The sequence below is a fragment of the Paraburkholderia sp. BGA-UO-ETr-F21 genome (genome assembly GCF_059567925.1).
In genome coordinates this window covers 45,426-61,365 of the sequence record NZ_JCAQOY010000039.1, presented here as the reverse complement: position 1 = coordinate 61,365, position 15,940 = coordinate 45,426, and the positions used below count along the sequence as shown (strand labels likewise).

Below are 15,940 nucleotides of genomic sequence, written 5' to 3'. Positions count from 1 at the left end.
TGTCTGAATAGACTCGCGCGCGGATGTACGCGACGCGCGCCGATTATTTTTCCCGCTGCTAGACTCTGACCCAGGACCATTGACTGGGGGGAGTTGGTATGCGGATAACAATCGTAGGCGCGGGCATTACCGGCTTGAGCACGGCGTGGTCGCTCTCAAAACAGGGACACGACATCACACTGATCGAGCAAGGCTCGATTCCCAATCCACTCGCCGCTTCAGGCGACCGGCATCGCATGATTCGCCGTGCCTACGGCGATACGGACGGCTACGCGCACACCATCGACGAGGCGTTCGATAGCTGGGACCTGCTGTGGAACGACCTCGGCGTTTCACACTATGCAAATTGCGGAGTACTCGGCATTTCACAATTCGCGGGCGACGGCGCCGAGCAGTTCCGCGCCGGACTCGACCGCATGAATTTCGAGTATGAAAGGCTTGAGCCACGCGATGCCGCCGCGCGGTTCCCTTTTCTCGACCCCAACACCTTTCGTTATGCTTACTTCGATCGCGACGGTGGTGCGCTGTTCAGCGAACGTATTGCACGCGACATGAAAGCGTGGCTCAAGATGCGCGGCGCCGATATTCGCATGCAAACGAAGGTGCTCGCGGTCGATCCGCACACCGCTTCCGTGCGTCTCGAAGACGACACTCTCGTGCGTGCCGACAAGCTCGTGGTCGCCGCGGGCGCATGGACGTTGCAACTGTTCCCGGCGCTCGCCGAAAACCTGATGACTTATCGCAATACCGTCGCTTATCTGGAGCCGCCAGCGGATCTGGAGGACGCATGGTCGACGGCACCCGCGATCGTCGACATTGGCGGCAAGAATGACGGCTATGTGCTGCCGCCAATCGACGGCGTCGGTCTGAAGTTCGGTGCGGGTGTCAATAAAACGCTTGCGCTCGACCCCGACGCCAATCGCATTGCCGCGCCTGGCGAGGGCGACCGTTTGCGCCGGATGTTTTCGCCGCCGTTCAGCCGCATAGACGAATATACGGTATCCGAAGTAAAAACCTGCGCGTACACCTTCACGGCGGACAAGCGGTTCTTTTCGAAGCGGATTGGCAACACGCTAGTGGTGTCGGCTTGCTCCGGACACGGATATAAATTCGGCGCGGCGGTAGGACGCCGAATCGCTGAGTCGCTGGAAACCGGCGACGACGCGTTGCTCACGCGATGGCTCAAGGCGGAAACGGTCTAACGCGCCATGGCGGAGGCGATCAACCTGCGCGTGGCTCCAAGTTCTGGCCGCTTTGTGGAGCTAACAATGGTGCGACAAATTTCTTATGCTGACGGTTTGAGAGTCTTCACTTAGCGAGGAATCAAACATGTCAGGCCCGATTCAGATCCGCCCTGTCGCACCCGCCGATTTCGACGCGTGGTTGCCGCTATGGGACGCCTACAACGCGTTCTATGGCCGCTCGGGGGAAACAGCGTTGCCGCGCGAAATCACGAAAATCACTTGGGCACGTTTCTTCGACGGCTATGAGCCGATGCATGCCATGGTCGCCGAACGCAACGGCCAGTTGCTCGGTCTCGTGCATTTCCTGTATCACCGTCACACGACCATGGCGGGACCCATCTGCTATCTGCAGGACCTCTATACGCTCGATAGCGAACGCGGCAAAGGCGTGGGCCGAGCGTTGATCGAGGCGGTATATGCACGCGCCAAAGCCGATGGCTCGCAGCGCGTTTACTGGCAGACACACGAAACCAATCAGACGGCGATGAAGCTGTATGACCAGGTCGCGGACCGCTCGGGTTTCGTGGTTTATCGCAAAGCGCTGTGATGTCGCTGTTGCGATCGCTATCGCGCAGCACGCTCGTCTAGCGCGCTGCGAGTACATCTCTCCACGCCGTGTGCCACGCACGGCTCGCCGCTTTCGCATGTCCGGCCGATCATCCGGCCGCCATGCGCAGCGCATCCCCCGATCCGATTCTCTCCGAGACCTTTTGTCCGCGCCGCTCAAGTTTGCGTGCGGTCTGCCGTTATCGCCATTGGACGGAGCTACACCCGGCTCCACGCAATGCATCAGCGAAAACCTGGGCGGTCTCCTCACGGAGGGGCGCAAACGAATCGGAAACCGTACATGCCTTCGATCATCGGCATCGATCTTGGAACCACGCATAGTCTCGCGGCAATCTGGCGCGACAATCACGCTGTCCTCATCCCGAACGCGTTAGGCGAGACGCTCACGCCCTCGTGCGTTTCAATTGACGACGACGGCTCGATCCTCATAGGCCGCCCCGCCCACGATCGCCTGCATACGCATCCGCAACGTACCGCTGCAAACTTCAAGCGCTACATGGGCACGAGCCGCACCGTGTCGCTCGGCGCGCAAACGCTGCGCCCCGAAGAGCTGTCTTCTCTCGTGCTCAAATCATTGAAGGCCGATGCCGAAGCTTTTCTCGGCGAAGCGATCAGCGACGCGGTGATCGCCGTGCCCGCCTATTTCAGCGATGCACAACGCAAAGCCACGCGCATCGCCGGGGAACTGGCCGGTCTCACTGTACTGCGTCTCGTCAACGAACCGACAGCGGCCTCGCTGGCGTATGGCGTTCATCAACGCGATTGCGAGCGCAAGTTTCTGATCTTCGATCTCGGCGGCGGCACCTTCGACGTTTCCGTGCTCGACTTCTTCGAAGGCGTGATGGAAGTGCGCGCGAGCACCGGCGACAATTTTCTGGGCGGTGAAGATTTCACCGAGGCACTGGTCGAGCTGTTTTGCCAGCGCAACGGCCTCAAGGTCAGATCGCTCACGCCGGTTGCCGCACAGCGGCTGCATCAGCAGGCCGAACGTGCGAAGCGTCAGCTTACGCAGAGCGGCGTTGAAAGCGTCACCCTCGAACTCGCAGCCGGTGACCACAAGTACACGCTCCAACTCGACGCGGCCGCCGCGGAGCGCACTTGCGAGCATTTGCTGGAACGGCTGCGTAAGCCGGTGGAACGCGCCTTGCGCGATTCGAAAATCGCCGTGGCTGCGCTCGACGAGATCATTCTCGTGGGTGGTGCTTCGCGCATGCCGATGGTCCGCAAGCTGGTCTCGAAGATGTTCGGTCGCCTGCCCACCGGACATTTGAATCCAGACGAGGTGGTCGCACTCGGCGCTGCGGTACAGGCCGGTCTCGTTGGACGCGACGCCGGGCTCGACGAAATGGTGCTGACCGATGTCGCGCCGTATAGCCTCGGCATCGACACGGCCATGCAAGTCGGTCCAGGCCAATTCGTGCCGGGTCACTTTCTGCCGATCATCGAGCGCAATACGATCGTGCCGGTGAGCCGCATGCAGCGCATCTTTACCGTGCGCGACCGTCAGCCGATACTCAACCTCAAGGTGTTTCAGGGCGAAGCGCGGCTGACCGCGGACAACGTATCGCTCGGCGAATTCACGCTCGAAGTGCCGCTCAAACCAGCGGGCGAAGCAGGCGCGGATGTGCGCTTCACTTACGACATCAACGGTGTGCTCGAAGTGGAAGCCACCGCGTTTCCGGACGGCAAGAAACGCGCAATGGTGATTGAAGAGAACCCCGGTGTGATGACACCGGAAGAAATCCGCGAGCGCCTCGCTTCATTGAGCGCGCTGAAGATTCATCCACGCGACCAACTCGAGAACCGGACGTTGTTGACGCGCGCGGACCGTGTCTACGAAGAAACGCTGGGCGACCATCGGCAATATCTGGCCGCGCATATCGCTCGCTTCCAGGCGCTGATCGAGCATCAGAATGCCGATGAAATCGCGCAGGCGCGCGGCGAACTGGGCGCGCTGCTCGACCGCTTTGATGTGCATGTGACCTATTGAGCGGCCATGAACACGATTGCGAACAATCATTGGCCTTGGGACGTGCTCGGCATCGAGTCGAATGCCGACGAGCGTGCGGTGCGTCGCGCCTATGCGCGGCTGTTGAAGCAACAGCGTCCTGACGAAGATGCCGAGGCGTTTCAGCGTTTGCGGTATGCGTATGAGTCCGCGTTGCAGATGGCGAGCGGTACGGCCGCACAGGAATCGACCACGGCGCCCACGCAGGTGGATGTGGAGGGCATCGCGACCGCGGAGTGGACCGAACCGACGCAGATATCCACAAAAGTGCCCGCGATGCTGTCCATTACGGCCGACACCTCTGAAGGTCAGGCCGCTCGCGAACTGGACGCTTTCGAAACCGCAGTCCAACTCTGGCAAAACTTCGTCGCGCACGCGGATGACCTCGGGTCGCGCCGTACGCTGCAAGATCTGTTTGCCCGCGTTATCAACATTCCGACACGCGACGAACTCGAATGGCAGGCGCTGTGCCATTGTCTAAACGAGGACACGCCGGCCACGTTGCGCACGAACCTAAGTGCGGTCCTCGGCTGGCGGGACAACGCGACGCATCTGCGGCGGCGCAATGCGGCCATTGCGGCGCTCGCGCTCGACCGCGTGTTCGCCGACGAGGACCATGACGCGCTGCGCCTGCGCTTTCCCAACGCGATGGCGTTGCTCGAAGGGCCAATACCTCAAATGACGGTCGGCGCCAGAGCGCTGCTTCGTGCCGGCGTGCGCGCCGAGATGGAGCAACTGCTGATCGCGCTATGCCGTTACCATCCCAATGTCGTGCGGCTGAGGCTCGATGCCGAGAAGGTCGATTTCTGGGGCCGCTGCCTCAAGTTTCGCATTAGCGCGGGCCGCCTGCTTGGTCCGGCGCTCGCGCTGAATGCGTGGTGCGGATTGCTGTTTGCCGACGCTTCGCTCAATTCCAGTCGCGGCCGATGGTTCGATCAGTGGGCGCCGACTCAATTGGGCATTCTTGTTTCGACACTCATGCTTGCTTTGGTGATGGTCGCTGCCGTCACCGTGTTGCTGTCCGAAGGCCAGCAACAAAAACTGCGGGCGTTACGCGCGATCGGTTGGCTGCGCTATGGGTGGGTTCCTGTGTGGCTTGGTGCGACCACCATTGCGCTGTGCGAAGACGGGAGCGGAAGATCGACTTCGATCGCGATGGCCACGCTAGGGGTCTGCACGATTTGGGCTGCGTTGATTTACGGGTGGCCGCCTGTCAAGGAACTCGCGATACTTGCGGCCTTCAGTGCGACGGCGCTGGGCTTTGCCGGCCACTGGATCGCTACGGACTCGCATGCGTGGTTGATGCCTTATGCGCACGGCGTGTTGTTCGCGTTCTTCATTTCGTTTTCGCAGGCGGAATGGCGCGAATGGGTTGGGCGTCGGCCGCCTGTGTTTTGGGCTTGTGTGCCTGTATGGTTCGCCGGGTTCGCAGTGTTGATCGTGTTGCTGGTACAGCGCGAAGCGCGCTCGACACAGTTTGCGTGGGCTTTGTTTGCGGTAATGTCGGCGGCGGGTGGCGTACTGGCGACGACGCGTTGGAGCGATCTGCGTGCGGCTATACCGTCGTTTTTTCGCGGGTATACGAATCTCATGTGGATGGCGTTGGCGATTTATAAGCCGGATATCGTCGCGTGCGTGGGCGCGGGGTTGATGAGTGTGTGGGTGATTGAAGGGTGCAGGCGGCGGGTGGGGTAGGTGGAAGGAACTACCCCAAAAACGAAAGGGCGCACCACCCAGTGCGCCCTTCGTCTTCCTGCTATCGCGGTAACACAACATCAACCGCCCACCAAACTCATTCCCACCGCAAACTCGAATCGGCACACCTCAGGCCTCAAGCTGCTCCAGCACCTTGCCCTTGGTTTCAATACCCAGAAAATGCACCGCCACCGCCGCGAGGAACGGCACGGCCGCGAGGATATAGAACGCAACCTGCAAATTGCCGCCGATCATCGTCTTGGACACGATAGCGGGAGCAAAAATCGCCGCCACCTTCAACCACGCGCCGCCGACACCGCAACCCATCGCACGGATGCTGGTCGGATAAAGTTCCGGCGTGTACACATAGGCCGTGATGAAGCCGCATGCAAGGAAGCCCAGCGAAAGCGCACAGAACGTGGCCACCACATACACCGACGAATCGTGGAAAACACCCGCCAGCAGCAATGAAATGGCGCATGCCACGAACGACAGGTTAATGATCGGCTTACGCCCCACCTTGTCGACCAGCAACGCACAAGTCAGCGACCCCACCACGCCGAGCACCGAAGCCGCCACCGCCAGATTCAGCGCGAGTTGCAGCGGCGCGTGATAAATCGTGCGGTAGATCGTCGGCAGCCACGTCGAAAGACCGTATTGAATGAAGCCGCAGGTGATCCACAACATCGCCACCGCCAGCGTGCGTTTTAGATACGCGGGACCGAACAGGTCGCCCATGCGGCGCTTCGGGTGCCGATTGGCCATCGCTTCGAATTCAGCCGAGTGCGTGACCGGCGGAAGCGGACCTTTGACCGCACGTTCGAACACATGCACCGCCGCATCCGCATCGGCCATGCGCTCACGTTCGGCGAGCCAGCGCGGCGATTCCGGCACGAGCTTGCGCAGCACGAAGAACAGAATCAACGGCATGCCGCCAATAAAGTACATGGCTTGCCAACCGAAACGCGGCACGATCCACGCGCCCAACGCATTCGAGGCGAGCAGGCCGACCGGGAAAACGATTTCATACAGCAGCACAAAACGGCCACGGCCATGCGCACGGCTGATCTCGTTGATGTAAGTCGCGGCCACCGGCAATTCCCCGCCGAGCCCGAGCCCCTGAATCACGCGCAGCACGACGAACGCCGCGAACGTCGGCGCAAAACCGCAAGCAATACTCGTAATGCCGATGATCCCCGAACTCAACGCGATCGCTTTCACGCGGCCGCTGCGCTCCGCGTACCACGGAAAAACGAATGCGCCGATCAGTTGCCCGACCGAACCGGAGCCGATCAGGAAGCCGATTTCCCACGGCGTCAGATGCCACTTCGCGATCAGGATCGGCAGCGTGGCCGCGATGGCGATCACGTCGAAGCCGTCGAAGAACGTCGCGAGACCGATCAGGATACGCGCGCGCACCTGCATTGCATTCTTGGGCAACCGCTCCAGACGCGCGATGATCGAGCCCCGGGTCACAGGGCCTGAGACACCGGCGCTGCTGCGGTCCCCCATGGTGTTGTCGATGGTTCTCATGCCGTTGTGCCGTCCGTAGATGTGGTTAGGCAAGTGCCGTTGAGGCGTCGGTCAGGATGGCAAGGTCGATGGTCCGGCCTTGGTTCATCCATTTGCGCGACAGTTTCAGTTCGCGCGGCGTATTGATAGCGATCACGCCGCGAATCGCGCAGTCTTCCAGATGGAACAGCGTGGCGCGTTTGCCGGGCAAATCGCCGCGCACGGCGAGCTGCGCGTTGCCCGGAATGTCGCCGAGAATCTGCAGATTGACGTCGTACTGATCGGACCAGAACCACGGAATGTCCGCATACGGTTCGAAGGTGCCGAGCAATGCTTTAGCGGCGGCAATCGCCTGGTTTTGCGCGTTGGCCCACGATTCGAGCCGCACGCGGCGTTTGAGCCATGCGCTGGGATGATTGGCGACGTCGCCACACGCGAAAATGCGCGGGTCGTCGGTCGCGCCGAAATGATCGACCACGATGCCGTCTTCCACCTTCACGCCCGCCGCTTCGGCCAGCGCCGTGTGCGGCGTGAGACCGATGCCGGCCACCGCGAAATCGGCGTCGAGTGTCGAGCCGTCCGCGAACGTGGCGCGAATGCGGTTACCGTCGTTCGGATGATCTTCGAGCGACACGAGCGAGGCGTTCAAACGCACGTCCACGCCGTTCGAGCGATGCAGGTCGAGCAGGAAGTCGGACACCATCGGCGGCAACGAACGCGCGCACAGACGCGACGCGCCTTCCACCACCGTCGCGTCGACGCCGAGCTTGCGCGCGGTGGCGGCGACTTCGAGGCCAATCCAGCCGCCGCCCACCACCAGCACACGTTTGCTGGCACGCAAGCGTTCGCCCAATGCGACGGCTTCGTCGAGCGTGCGCAGATAGGCAACGTGCGAGGTCTTGACCAACGAGTCCGGCAACTTGCGCGCCGCGCCGCCCGTCGCGATCACCAGACGGTCGTACTGCACTTCGCGTCCGGACTGCGTGCGCACGATGCGCTGTTCACGATCGATCGAAGTCGCGCAATCCGGTTGCCATGCTTCGACGTTCAGCGCGTCGAAATCGTCGGGCTTGACGAGCCGCACGGTGTCGATATCCGCTTCGCCCGCCAGCACCGCTTTCGAGAGCGGCGGGCGTTCGTATGGCAGATGGACTTCGTCGGCGATCATCACGACTCGGCCATCGAAGCCTTCCTTGCGCAAGGTCTTCACAACCCAGCCGGCCGCCTGGCCGCCGCCGATCACCACGATCGTGCGCGGCGCTTCGAGTCCGGCATGGGCGGCTTGCGCCTTTGCAGCAGCAGCGTCCGTCATTTTTTCTGCTCCGTCATGAACTTGCCCTCGGGCGCCTTCGCGTTTTTCTGGCGCCGCGTATTGCCGTCGATGCCACCGTCGATCGCCCATTCGGCGAACACTGTCGGACCCGGTTCGAAATCGCGCGGCTGCCATTCGGGCGTGAGCTGGTCTTCGTCCGCGTAGTACTCGATCAGGCCACCGGCCGGATTCTGGAAGTACCAGAAATAAGCCGACGACACCGGATGACGCCCCGGACCGAGTTGCGTATCCCAGCCGCAGCGGCTGATATGCATGCCGCCGCCGAACACTTCGTGGATATCGCGCACAGTGAACGCGACGTGATTCAGGCCGCGCTTACCGTTGGGCAACGCCAGCAGGAAAATGTCGTGGTGGCCGCCGTGCGGCGCGCACCGCATGAACGCGCCACGGCCCGGATAACGGTCCGACATTTCGAAACCGAGCAGTTCCTGATAGAACTTTTCCTGTTCGGCGAGTTTGTTCGTGAAGAACACCACGTGGCCCACTTCGACAGGTTCCGCGCGCTCGTAGATCGGCGACGGCTGATCGACGCGCAACGTCTGGCCCCACACATTCGATGGCGAACCGTGCACGTCGAGCGCGCGCTTGCGCGTCACTTCAACGCGAATCGCCATGCCGTTCGGGTCGATGCAGCCGACGGCGTCGTCGGTCTCGAAATGGCCCGGCTGGCCGGCAAAGCGTCCACGCAGTGCGTCGAGTTCGGCTTTGGTCGCCACACCCCAGGTCACTTCGCGCAGCGTCGGGCCTTCTTCGAACGCGGGCGGCAGCGACGCATCGTTCGCATTCACGACAAGAACCGTGCAGCCGTTCAGCGTTTCGAAGCGCGCCTGGGTTTCGTCGTGTGCGACTTCCTTCAAACCCCAGTCCGCGAAAAAGCGGCCGCAGGTGGCGAGATCCGTCACGCCATAAATAATCTGTTCAATGCCGAGAATCGTCATACGTGCCTCTTGCGTATTAGTTCGCCCACGCCAGCGGCGCGTCGTTCAAGCCCCAGTAGAGGCTTTTCTGTTGCATGTATTCGCGGATGCCGAGCCGGCCTTTCTCGCGTCCCATGCCGCTCTCTTTCCAGCCACTGAACGGCGTCGAGATCGAGAACAGCTTGTAGGTGTTGATCCAGATGGTGCCGGCTTCGAGTGCGCGGGCAATCCGGTAGGCGCGCTTGTAGTCGCGCGTCCAGATGCCGGCGGCGAGGCCAAACACGCTGTTGTTGGCTTCTTTCAGCAGCGAGGCTTCGTCGTCGAACGGCATGGCCACCAGCACCGGGCCGAAGATTTCTTCCTGGCAGATGCGGGCGTTGTTGGTGAGTCCTTCGAGAATCGTCGGCTGGAAATACGTGCCGGCTTCGCGGCCATCGCCGACCGGGCGCTCGCCACCGCACAGCAAGCGGCCGCCCTCTTCCAGACCCAGCGCGACGTAACGCTCGACGGTTTCGCGGTGCGCCGCCGTAATCAGCGGGCCCATCTGCGTGTCGCCACGCGACGGGTCGCCGACGCGCAACTTGCGTGCGCCTTCGGCGAGACGCTTCATGAACGCGTCGTAAATCGAGCGCTGCACGAACAGGCGCGAACCCGCGATGCACGCTTCGCCGGACGAACTGAAAATGCCGTACAGCACGCCGTTGACCGCGTGATCGAGATCGGCGTCGTCGAACACGATGGTCGGCGACTTGCCGCCAAGCTCCAAAGACACCGGCATCAGCTTGTCCGCCGCGATGCGCGCGATACCACGCCCCACTTCAGTGCCGCCCGTGAACGACACTTTCTTCACCAGCGGATGGCGCACCAGCACGTCGCCGATCACCGAGCCTTTCCCAGGTACAACGCTCAGAACACCCTTCGGCACACCAGCCTCTTCGCAGATGCGCGCCAATGCCAAGGAAACCAAAGGCGTCACTTCGGCAGGCTTCAACACGACTGCATTGCCGCCCGCGAGTGCCGGCGCGAGCTTCTGCGCGTCGGATGCGATCGGCGAGTTCCACGGCGTAATCGCCGCGATCACGCCGATCGGCTCATAGATGCTCATGGTCAGGTAGTCGCCGCGCGATGGCGTCACTTCTTCGTCGAGCGTTTCGAGGCAGGCCGCGAAATAACGAAAGGTATTCGCGGCGCTCGCCACGAGCACACGCGTTTCGCCGATCGGCTTGCCGTTGTCTCGACGTTGCAGTTGTGCGAGCGCCTCGTGGCGCGCCATGATCAGATCGGCAATGCGGTACAGAATCAGCGCGCGTTGATGCGGCTTCAAACCCGACCAGTCCGCACGGCGCCATGCGATATCCGCGGCTTCCACGGCGTCGCGGGCGTCGTCGGCATTGGCCGTCGAGATTTCCATGTTGACCGACTGATCCGCCGGATACAGGCTTTTATACGGGTTGCCACGCCCTTGCCGCCATTCGCCGCCGATGAAAATATCGCCGGTGGGCACGAGGCTGGTATCGAAGTGAGTCATGTCGGTCATTCCGGTTTGCTTCAGCTATTCAACTGATGGCTTAAATCACACAGCGGGCCGCGCGGTTGCGCAGCGCTCGCATCGCGCTGTAGGCGGTCAATGCAGACGTCTTGGGGTTGTCCGGCAGCGGCTTGCCGCACATTTCCAGCGACATCTCGCCGAACGCGCCCCGCGCCACGACGCGATGCACGTTGCGCGTCACGTTCGGGTCGGCGATCAGTCGAACCGTGGTGTGGTCCAGACCGAGGCCGGCCAGCGCGATCGTCGCGGCCACGTTGGCGTTCTTCGGATAGAGGCGCGCCGCTTCGCGCGCGCTGCCTTCGAAGATCACCTTCTCCTCGTTCAGCGTATTCAGATCGCAGACCTGTTCCGCCGGCGTGCCGAGCCAACCCGTGGGCGGCTTGCGGCCGGTGTACAGCACTTCGTCGAGACCGCCGAGCTTGGCCGCGGCCAGCGCATCCACGCCGCCGATCGCGCCAGAGAGCAGCGTCAGCGTGGCGTCGCCTTCATCGGCGGCGGCGGACAGTGCGTCGAGCAGCATCATGTCGGAGAGCGCGCCAATCGACGCGACCGCGCAGTCCGTGCCCGCTTTCAGCAACGGCACGACGTGATCGACCAGCGCGCTATGGCCCGCGCATTCCAGCGCGAAATGCGGCTGGCTGCTCAAAGCGGACACGGAGGTCACGACATCCACCGAGTCGCCTACTACTTCACGCACCGAAGCCATATGGCGCTCCGGCACGATCACGTGCGACACGCGCACCGTCGGATCGGCGGCGACCGAGCGATACACCGCCTGGCCGATCGCGCCGAAGCCGATCATCGCGACGTCGACGGGGGCGTGATGCCCCGCGTAGTCCGCGTCACGCATGTTCCGGCTCCTGTTCCTTGACCGGCGGGCCCGCGAACGCAGTGGCGAACGAGCCGACCGACAGCATGTCCACTTCGACCAGCACGGGACCGGTCTTCGCCATGCCTTCGCGAATGATCGCGTCGGCCTGGTCGAGCGACTTGATGCGGTAGTGCGTGAGTTTCAGGCTCTCGCAGAACTGCGCGAAATCCGGTTGATGCAGATCGACGTAGCAGCGGCGGCCGCCGTATTGCGCGTCCTGAATGTTGCGGATCACGCCGTAGCACTGGTCGTTCATCAGCACGATCATCACGTTGGCGTTTTCCTGCACGGCCGTTGCCAGTTCGCCGACGTTGACCATCAAGCCGCCGTCGCCGACGAGGCACACGGTCTTCGCCGCGCTGCCCGCAAGCGCCGCGCCGATGCCCATCTGCATGCCCTGGCCGATGCCGCCGCCGAGCGCATGAACGCCAGCACGCGGCGAGAAAATCTTCAGCATGCGGTTGCCCCACGTGCTGTTCGAGATCGTGACGTCGCGCACCCAGTTGTAGTCGCGGCCCACTGCGGCTTGCAGCGCGTCGACCAGACGCTTGTACGGGCCGAGACCCTTGCCCACGTCCGCGACGGCGCTTTCGCGCGCGGCGGCGAGGTCTTGCGCGAATGCCGGATCGACCTTGATGCGTCCTTCGAGCAGCGCTGCGAGTTCTTCGAGCACAGCCGATGCATCGCCGTGAATGAACATCTCGTTGCGATAGCCGCGGTTATCGGCGAGCGCGTCGGCGTCGATGCGATACAGTGGTTGCGGCAGCGCGAGTTTGTACTTCAGCGTTTCATTGCCACGCAGACGCGAACCGACCACCACCAGTGCATCACACGTCTTGTAGAAGCTCTCCACCGACGCATGCACGTTGAACGCGCCGAGCGTCGCCGGATGATCTTCCGGCAGCACGCCGCGGCCTTGCACGCTGGTCACCACGCCGAAGCCCAGCTTCACCAGACGCTCGACCGCCTTTGTCGCGTGACGCGTGCCGCCACCCAGCCACAACAGCGGGCGTTTTGCCGTGGCCAGCGAGTCGGCCAGCTGCGCAACGCGTTGCTTGCAATGCGTGAGCGTAGTGATGTGCGGCGCGGCCAGGTCGGCGGGCCATTCGACTTCGGCAGCCTGAATGTCGATGGGGATTTCGACGCTCACCGGACCGCTCGGCGCAGTCTGCGCGACGCGCACGGCTTCGCGGATCGTCGGCAGCGCGGTTTCGACCGAACGCACGCGAAACGCGGCCTTTGAGATCGACGACAGCATCGACAGTTGATCCGGCGCTTCGTGGATATACGCGAGGTCCTGATCGAGGTATTCGGTTTCGATCTGACCGGTGACGTGCAGCAGCGCGGTGCCCGCGGTCAATGCTTCGACCATCGCGCCCGCGGCGTTGCCCGCCGCAGTGCCCGTGCTCGTGAACGCGACGCCGAGGCCGCCGGAGACGCGCGCCAGGCCATCGGCCATGTTCACCGCGCCGGCTTCGCCGCGCGCGCCGACGTAGCGAATCTTGCCGCGGTTATGAATCGCGTCGAGGATCGGCATGTTGTGGATCGAGATCACGCCGAATGCGGTTTGAACGCCGCATTGCTCGAGAAAGGCGGCGATCAGTTCGCCAACGGTGGTTTTGTTAGACATGTCGTGCAACGCCTCCAGAAACATCGATATGACTGCCCGTCGTATAGGACGACAGCGTCGTAGCCAGATAAAAGAGTGCTTGAGCGGCTTCTTCGGGGCGACCGAAGCGGCCTAGCGGAATGTTTTTCTTGCGCGCCAGTTCCGCCGTCCAGTCTTCCCAGCTCTGGCCCGGCTGTGCTTCTTTCGCGTAACGGCGGCGCCATTGACCCGATTCGACAATGCCGATCAGAATCGAATTGACGCGGATGCGCTGCGGCGCGAGTTCCACCGCGAGCGACTTCAGCAGGTTCTGCACGCCGGCGCGCGCTGAAGAAGTGGCCACCATGTGCGGCTCGGGTTGCAGCGCGAGCAGCGAATTCACGCAGACCACGGAAGGGTTCGCCGCATCGCGCAACATCGGCAGGAACGCGCGGGTGGGGCGAATCACGCTGAAATACTTCAGGTCGAGTTCCTCGCGCCAGGCGTCGTCCGTGGTGTCGGCGAACGTCGACACGCGGCCCTGGCCGGCGTTGTTCACCAGCATGTCGGTACGGCCGAAGCGTGCCTGCACCGCTTGCGCGAACGCGTTGACTTCCTCGGCGTCGAGCACGTTGCAGGTTTGCGCGAGCAATTGCGCCTGCGGAATTTTTGTCTTCAGGGCGGCTTGCGCCTGTGCGAGACGCTCGCTGTCGCGGCCGCAGATCGCGACCGACGCGCCCGCCCGCAGAAACAGTTCGGCAGTCGCGAGGCCGATGCCGGACGAACCGCCCGTCACCACCGCCACCTGTCCGGTCAAGTCGATTTGGATCATCAGAGCCCCAATGCCTTCATGTAATTGCTGCCCGATTTCGGGCCACCCTTCGGCCGATAATTGAGCCGCTGCGAAAGTTCGTCGGCCGCGCGGCGGACCTTGTCGATCAGGCCGCTGTCGAGCAGCGACGCGTCGATCTCGTGGCGCGGAATCGTCGTCGTGATGACGGCGACAATGCGCCCCGTGTCATTGCGCACGGGCGCGCTCACTACCGAAATGCCGCGCTCGAACGACGACTCGCTGATCGCGAAACCGCGCTGTGCGTCGTCGCGAATCCGCTCATACAGATCGTCGATGGTGGCGGGCGTCTGCTTCGTGAAGCGCTCGAGTTCCGGCTCGGGATAGAGCTTCTTCAACTCGTCGAGCGTCATGTCGCCCATCAGCACCTGTCCGTGCGTCGTCGCATAAGCCGGCAGACGCGTTCCCACGTTGACCTTCACCGAGCTGAAAATCGGCGTGTGGCTTTGCGCCTTGGCGACGAACACCACGTCGCGTCCATCGCGGATCACGATATGGCTGGTGAGCCCCGTTTCAGTACGCAGCGCTTCGATGATCGGCAAGCCGAGGTCGGTCAGTTCGAGCGAGCTCAGATATTCGAAACCGAGCCGCAGCACCGCGACGCCGAGGCGATAGTTGCGGTCCTTGTCGGCACGCTCGAGAAAGCCGAGCGATTCGAGCGTTTGCAGCAGACGGAACACCGTCGTGCGAGGAATCTTCAGGCGCTTGGAGAGTTCCGGTGCGCCGAGAACCGGCTCGCGCGGCGAGAATTCCGTGAGAATCTTCAAACCGCGTTCGAGACCCGGCACACGGTAGGCGGTGTCGCCAGTCGTCTCGTTGCCGGTGTCGTTGCGGTCTTCGTCCGCGTCGCGCTCGGCGCTAATGGTGTCGGGCGTCATTCATTGGCTCCGTTGTCCGTCGCTCGTGCGACAGAACGTGTCGATGATCGCGGTGTACGCGGCAGGTGCTTCGATATAGCCGGCGTGCCCCGCGCGAGGCACGACCTGCAACTTGGTGCCCGCGGCCAGCGCGATGCGCTCGCAGGCTTCGGGCGTCGTAATGGTGTCGTCGGCGCCCACGGCCACGTTGATGCGGCCTTTATGGCGCGCGAGATCACTCGCGAGATCGGCGTTGGCAAGCAGATGCGTGGCCTGCGCGTAGCCGTGCGGAATGACGCGCGACATGTTCCAGCGCACCCATGCGCGAGCTTCGTCGCTTGCGTGAGCAGACAACATATTGGTGCTGCGTTGTTCGGCGAGACCTTGCGGGCCAAGTTCGTTCAGCATGGCGAGACGCTGGTCGCGCTTCGTGTTGCGGACATCCGCGGATGCCGCGCCATAACCACCGGCTGGCGACAACAGCAGCAAGCCGGCCACGCGCTGCGGATGCGTCACGGCAAACGCCCCGGCGATAATCGCGCCGAGCGAATGGCCGAGCAGCACGCAACGTTCGATGCCGAGCGCGTCGAGCCAATCGTTCAGCACGCTCGCGTAATCCGCCGCTGCTGGCGATTCGGCCGCAACCGGCGTGGAAGCGCCATAACCCGGCGCGTCCCACGCCAGCACGCGACGCGTGCCGCCGAGAACTTCGAACTGCTGCACCCACGACGCCGCGCCCGAACCGATACCGTGCAGCAGCACGAGCGGCAGCGCGCTGCTGTCGGCGCTATCCACTTCGCGATAGCTCACCGCGCGTTGCGACGCCAGCCAGATCTGCTGCGCCGGGAAGCGCGCAAGGCGCGCTTCGAGCGTAGCGTGCTGAGCGGCGCTATCAGCGGCAGGGGACGGGACTGCGGACATGATTTCCTTCGGGGGTGTTGTCGAACTT

General features: G+C 62.9%; 13 protein-coding genes. 4 read left to right on the top strand and 9 right to left on the bottom strand.

All coding sequences use genetic code 11. The annotated features are described in order from the left end of the window. The first annotated feature begins 98 nt into the window (after nucleotides 1-98). The 4 genes from AC57B1_RS29760 (at nucleotide 99) to AC57B1_RS29745 (ending at nucleotide 5,514) form a co-directional block, all read left to right on the top strand. Nucleotides 99-1,202: an NAD(P)/FAD-dependent oxidoreductase gene (locus AC57B1_RS29760; protein ID WP_496419473.1), complete on the top strand. Its 1,104-nt coding sequence runs from the start codon at nucleotides 99-101 to the stop codon at nucleotides 1,200-1,202. Between the two features lie 127 nt (nucleotides 1,203-1,329). Beyond that, nucleotides 1,330-1,791 carry a GNAT family N-acetyltransferase gene (locus AC57B1_RS29755; protein WP_408350826.1) on the top strand — a complete coding sequence of 154 codons (462 nt, stop codon included), beginning with the start codon at nucleotides 1,330-1,332 and terminating at the stop codon, nucleotides 1,789-1,791. Nucleotides 1,792-2,091: 300 nt separating this feature from the next. After that, on the top strand, nucleotides 2,092-3,801 hold the full coding sequence (locus AC57B1_RS29750) for an Hsp70 family protein (protein ID WP_496419472.1): 1,710 nt from the start codon (nucleotides 2,092-2,094) through the stop codon (nucleotides 3,799-3,801). A 6-nt stretch (nucleotides 3,802-3,807) separates the two neighbouring features. Beyond that, the gene (locus AC57B1_RS29745; protein ID WP_496419471.1) at nucleotides 3,808-5,514 is read left to right on the top strand and encodes a J domain-containing protein; all 1,707 of its coding nucleotides are present in this window, start codon (nucleotides 3,808-3,810) and stop codon (nucleotides 5,512-5,514) included. Between the two features lie 129 nt (nucleotides 5,515-5,643). Here the strand turns inward: AC57B1_RS29745 and AC57B1_RS29740 are convergent, their stop codons facing one another. The 9 genes from AC57B1_RS29740 to AC57B1_RS29700 are packed head-to-tail and all read right to left on the bottom strand — an operon-like array spanning nucleotide 5,644 to nucleotide 15,912. Then, nucleotides 5,644-7,047, bottom strand: a complete 1,404-nt coding sequence (locus tag AC57B1_RS29740; protein ID WP_408294785.1) for an MFS transporter — start codon at nucleotides 7,045-7,047, stop codon at nucleotides 5,644-5,646. A 25-nt stretch (nucleotides 7,048-7,072) separates the two neighbouring features. After that, nucleotides 7,073-8,338, bottom strand: coding sequence for an NAD(P)/FAD-dependent oxidoreductase (locus AC57B1_RS29735; protein WP_496419470.1), 1,266 nt, complete (start codon nucleotides 8,336-8,338; stop codon nucleotides 7,073-7,075). Further along, nucleotides 8,335-9,297, bottom strand: coding sequence for a VOC family protein (locus AC57B1_RS29730; RefSeq protein ID WP_496419469.1), 963 nt, complete (start codon nucleotides 9,295-9,297; stop codon nucleotides 8,335-8,337). The genes AC57B1_RS29735 and AC57B1_RS29730 overlap by 4 nt, the downstream gene beginning before the upstream one ends. 16 nt (nucleotides 9,298-9,313) lie before the next feature. Further along, nucleotides 9,314-10,804, bottom strand: coding sequence for an aldehyde dehydrogenase (locus AC57B1_RS29725; RefSeq protein ID WP_408350915.1), 1,491 nt, complete (start codon nucleotides 10,802-10,804; stop codon nucleotides 9,314-9,316). 40 nt (nucleotides 10,805-10,844) lie between these two features. Then, entirely contained in the window at nucleotides 10,845-11,675 is an 831-nt protein-coding gene (locus tag AC57B1_RS29720; protein ID WP_408294779.1) for an aspartate dehydrogenase, read from the bottom strand. Next, complete coding sequence (locus tag AC57B1_RS29715) at nucleotides 11,668-13,326, bottom strand: thiamine pyrophosphate-binding protein (RefSeq protein WP_496419468.1); 1,659 nt, start codon at nucleotides 13,324-13,326, stop codon at nucleotides 11,668-11,670. Before AC57B1_RS29715 ends, AC57B1_RS29720 begins: the two co-directional genes overlap by 8 nt. Then, the gene (locus AC57B1_RS29710) at nucleotides 13,319-14,116 is read right to left on the bottom strand and encodes an SDR family oxidoreductase (RefSeq protein ID WP_496419467.1); all 798 of its coding nucleotides are present in this window, start codon (nucleotides 14,114-14,116) and stop codon (nucleotides 13,319-13,321) included. Before AC57B1_RS29710 ends, AC57B1_RS29715 begins: the two co-directional genes overlap by 8 nt. Continuing rightward, nucleotides 14,116-15,012 carry an IclR family transcriptional regulator gene (locus tag AC57B1_RS29705; RefSeq protein ID WP_408350844.1) on the bottom strand — a complete coding sequence of 299 codons (897 nt, stop codon included), beginning with the start codon at nucleotides 15,010-15,012 and terminating at the stop codon, nucleotides 14,116-14,118. Before AC57B1_RS29705 ends, AC57B1_RS29710 begins: the two co-directional genes overlap by 1 nt. After that, the gene (locus AC57B1_RS29700) at nucleotides 15,013-15,912 is read right to left on the bottom strand and encodes an alpha/beta fold hydrolase (protein ID WP_496419466.1); all 900 of its coding nucleotides are present in this window, start codon (nucleotides 15,910-15,912) and stop codon (nucleotides 15,013-15,015) included. Nucleotides 15,913-15,940: the final 28 nt, after the last annotated feature.

Coding starts and splice junctions, on each gene's coding strand:
- AC57B1_RS29750 (WP_496419472.1), top strand. CDS start 2,092: ATGCCTTCGATCATCGGCATCGATCTTGGAACCACGCATAGTCTCGCG.
- AC57B1_RS29710 (WP_496419467.1), bottom strand. CDS start 14,116: ATGATCCAAATCGACTTGACCGGACAGGTGGCGGTGGTGACGGGCGGT.
- AC57B1_RS29725 (WP_408350915.1), bottom strand. CDS start 10,804: ATGACTCACTTCGATACCAGCCTCGTGCCCACCGGCGATATTTTCATC.
- AC57B1_RS29705 (WP_408350844.1), bottom strand. CDS start 15,012: ATGACGCCCGACACCATTAGCGCCGAGCGCGACGCGGACGAAGACCGC.
- AC57B1_RS29730 (WP_496419469.1), bottom strand. CDS start 9,297: ATGACGATTCTCGGCATTGAACAGATTATTTATGGCGTGACGGATCTC.
- AC57B1_RS29720 (WP_408294779.1), bottom strand. CDS start 11,675: ATGCGTGACGCGGACTACGCGGGGCATCACGCCCCCGTCGACGTCGCG.
- AC57B1_RS29755 (WP_408350826.1), top strand. CDS start 1,330: ATGTCAGGCCCGATTCAGATCCGCCCTGTCGCACCCGCCGATTTCGAC.
- AC57B1_RS29740 (WP_408294785.1), bottom strand. CDS start 7,047: ATGAGAACCATCGACAACACCATGGGGGACCGCAGCAGCGCCGGTGTC.
- AC57B1_RS29760 (WP_496419473.1), top strand. CDS start 99: ATGCGGATAACAATCGTAGGCGCGGGCATTACCGGCTTGAGCACGGCG.
- AC57B1_RS29735 (WP_496419470.1), bottom strand. CDS start 8,338: ATGACGGACGCTGCTGCTGCAAAGGCGCAAGCCGCCCATGCCGGACTC.
- AC57B1_RS29715 (WP_496419468.1), bottom strand. CDS start 13,326: ATGTCTAACAAAACCACCGTTGGCGAACTGATCGCCGCCTTTCTCGAG.
- AC57B1_RS29745 (WP_496419471.1), top strand. CDS start 3,808: ATGAACACGATTGCGAACAATCATTGGCCTTGGGACGTGCTCGGCATC.
- AC57B1_RS29700 (WP_496419466.1), bottom strand. CDS start 15,912: ATGTCCGCAGTCCCGTCCCCTGCCGCTGATAGCGCCGCTCAGCACGCT.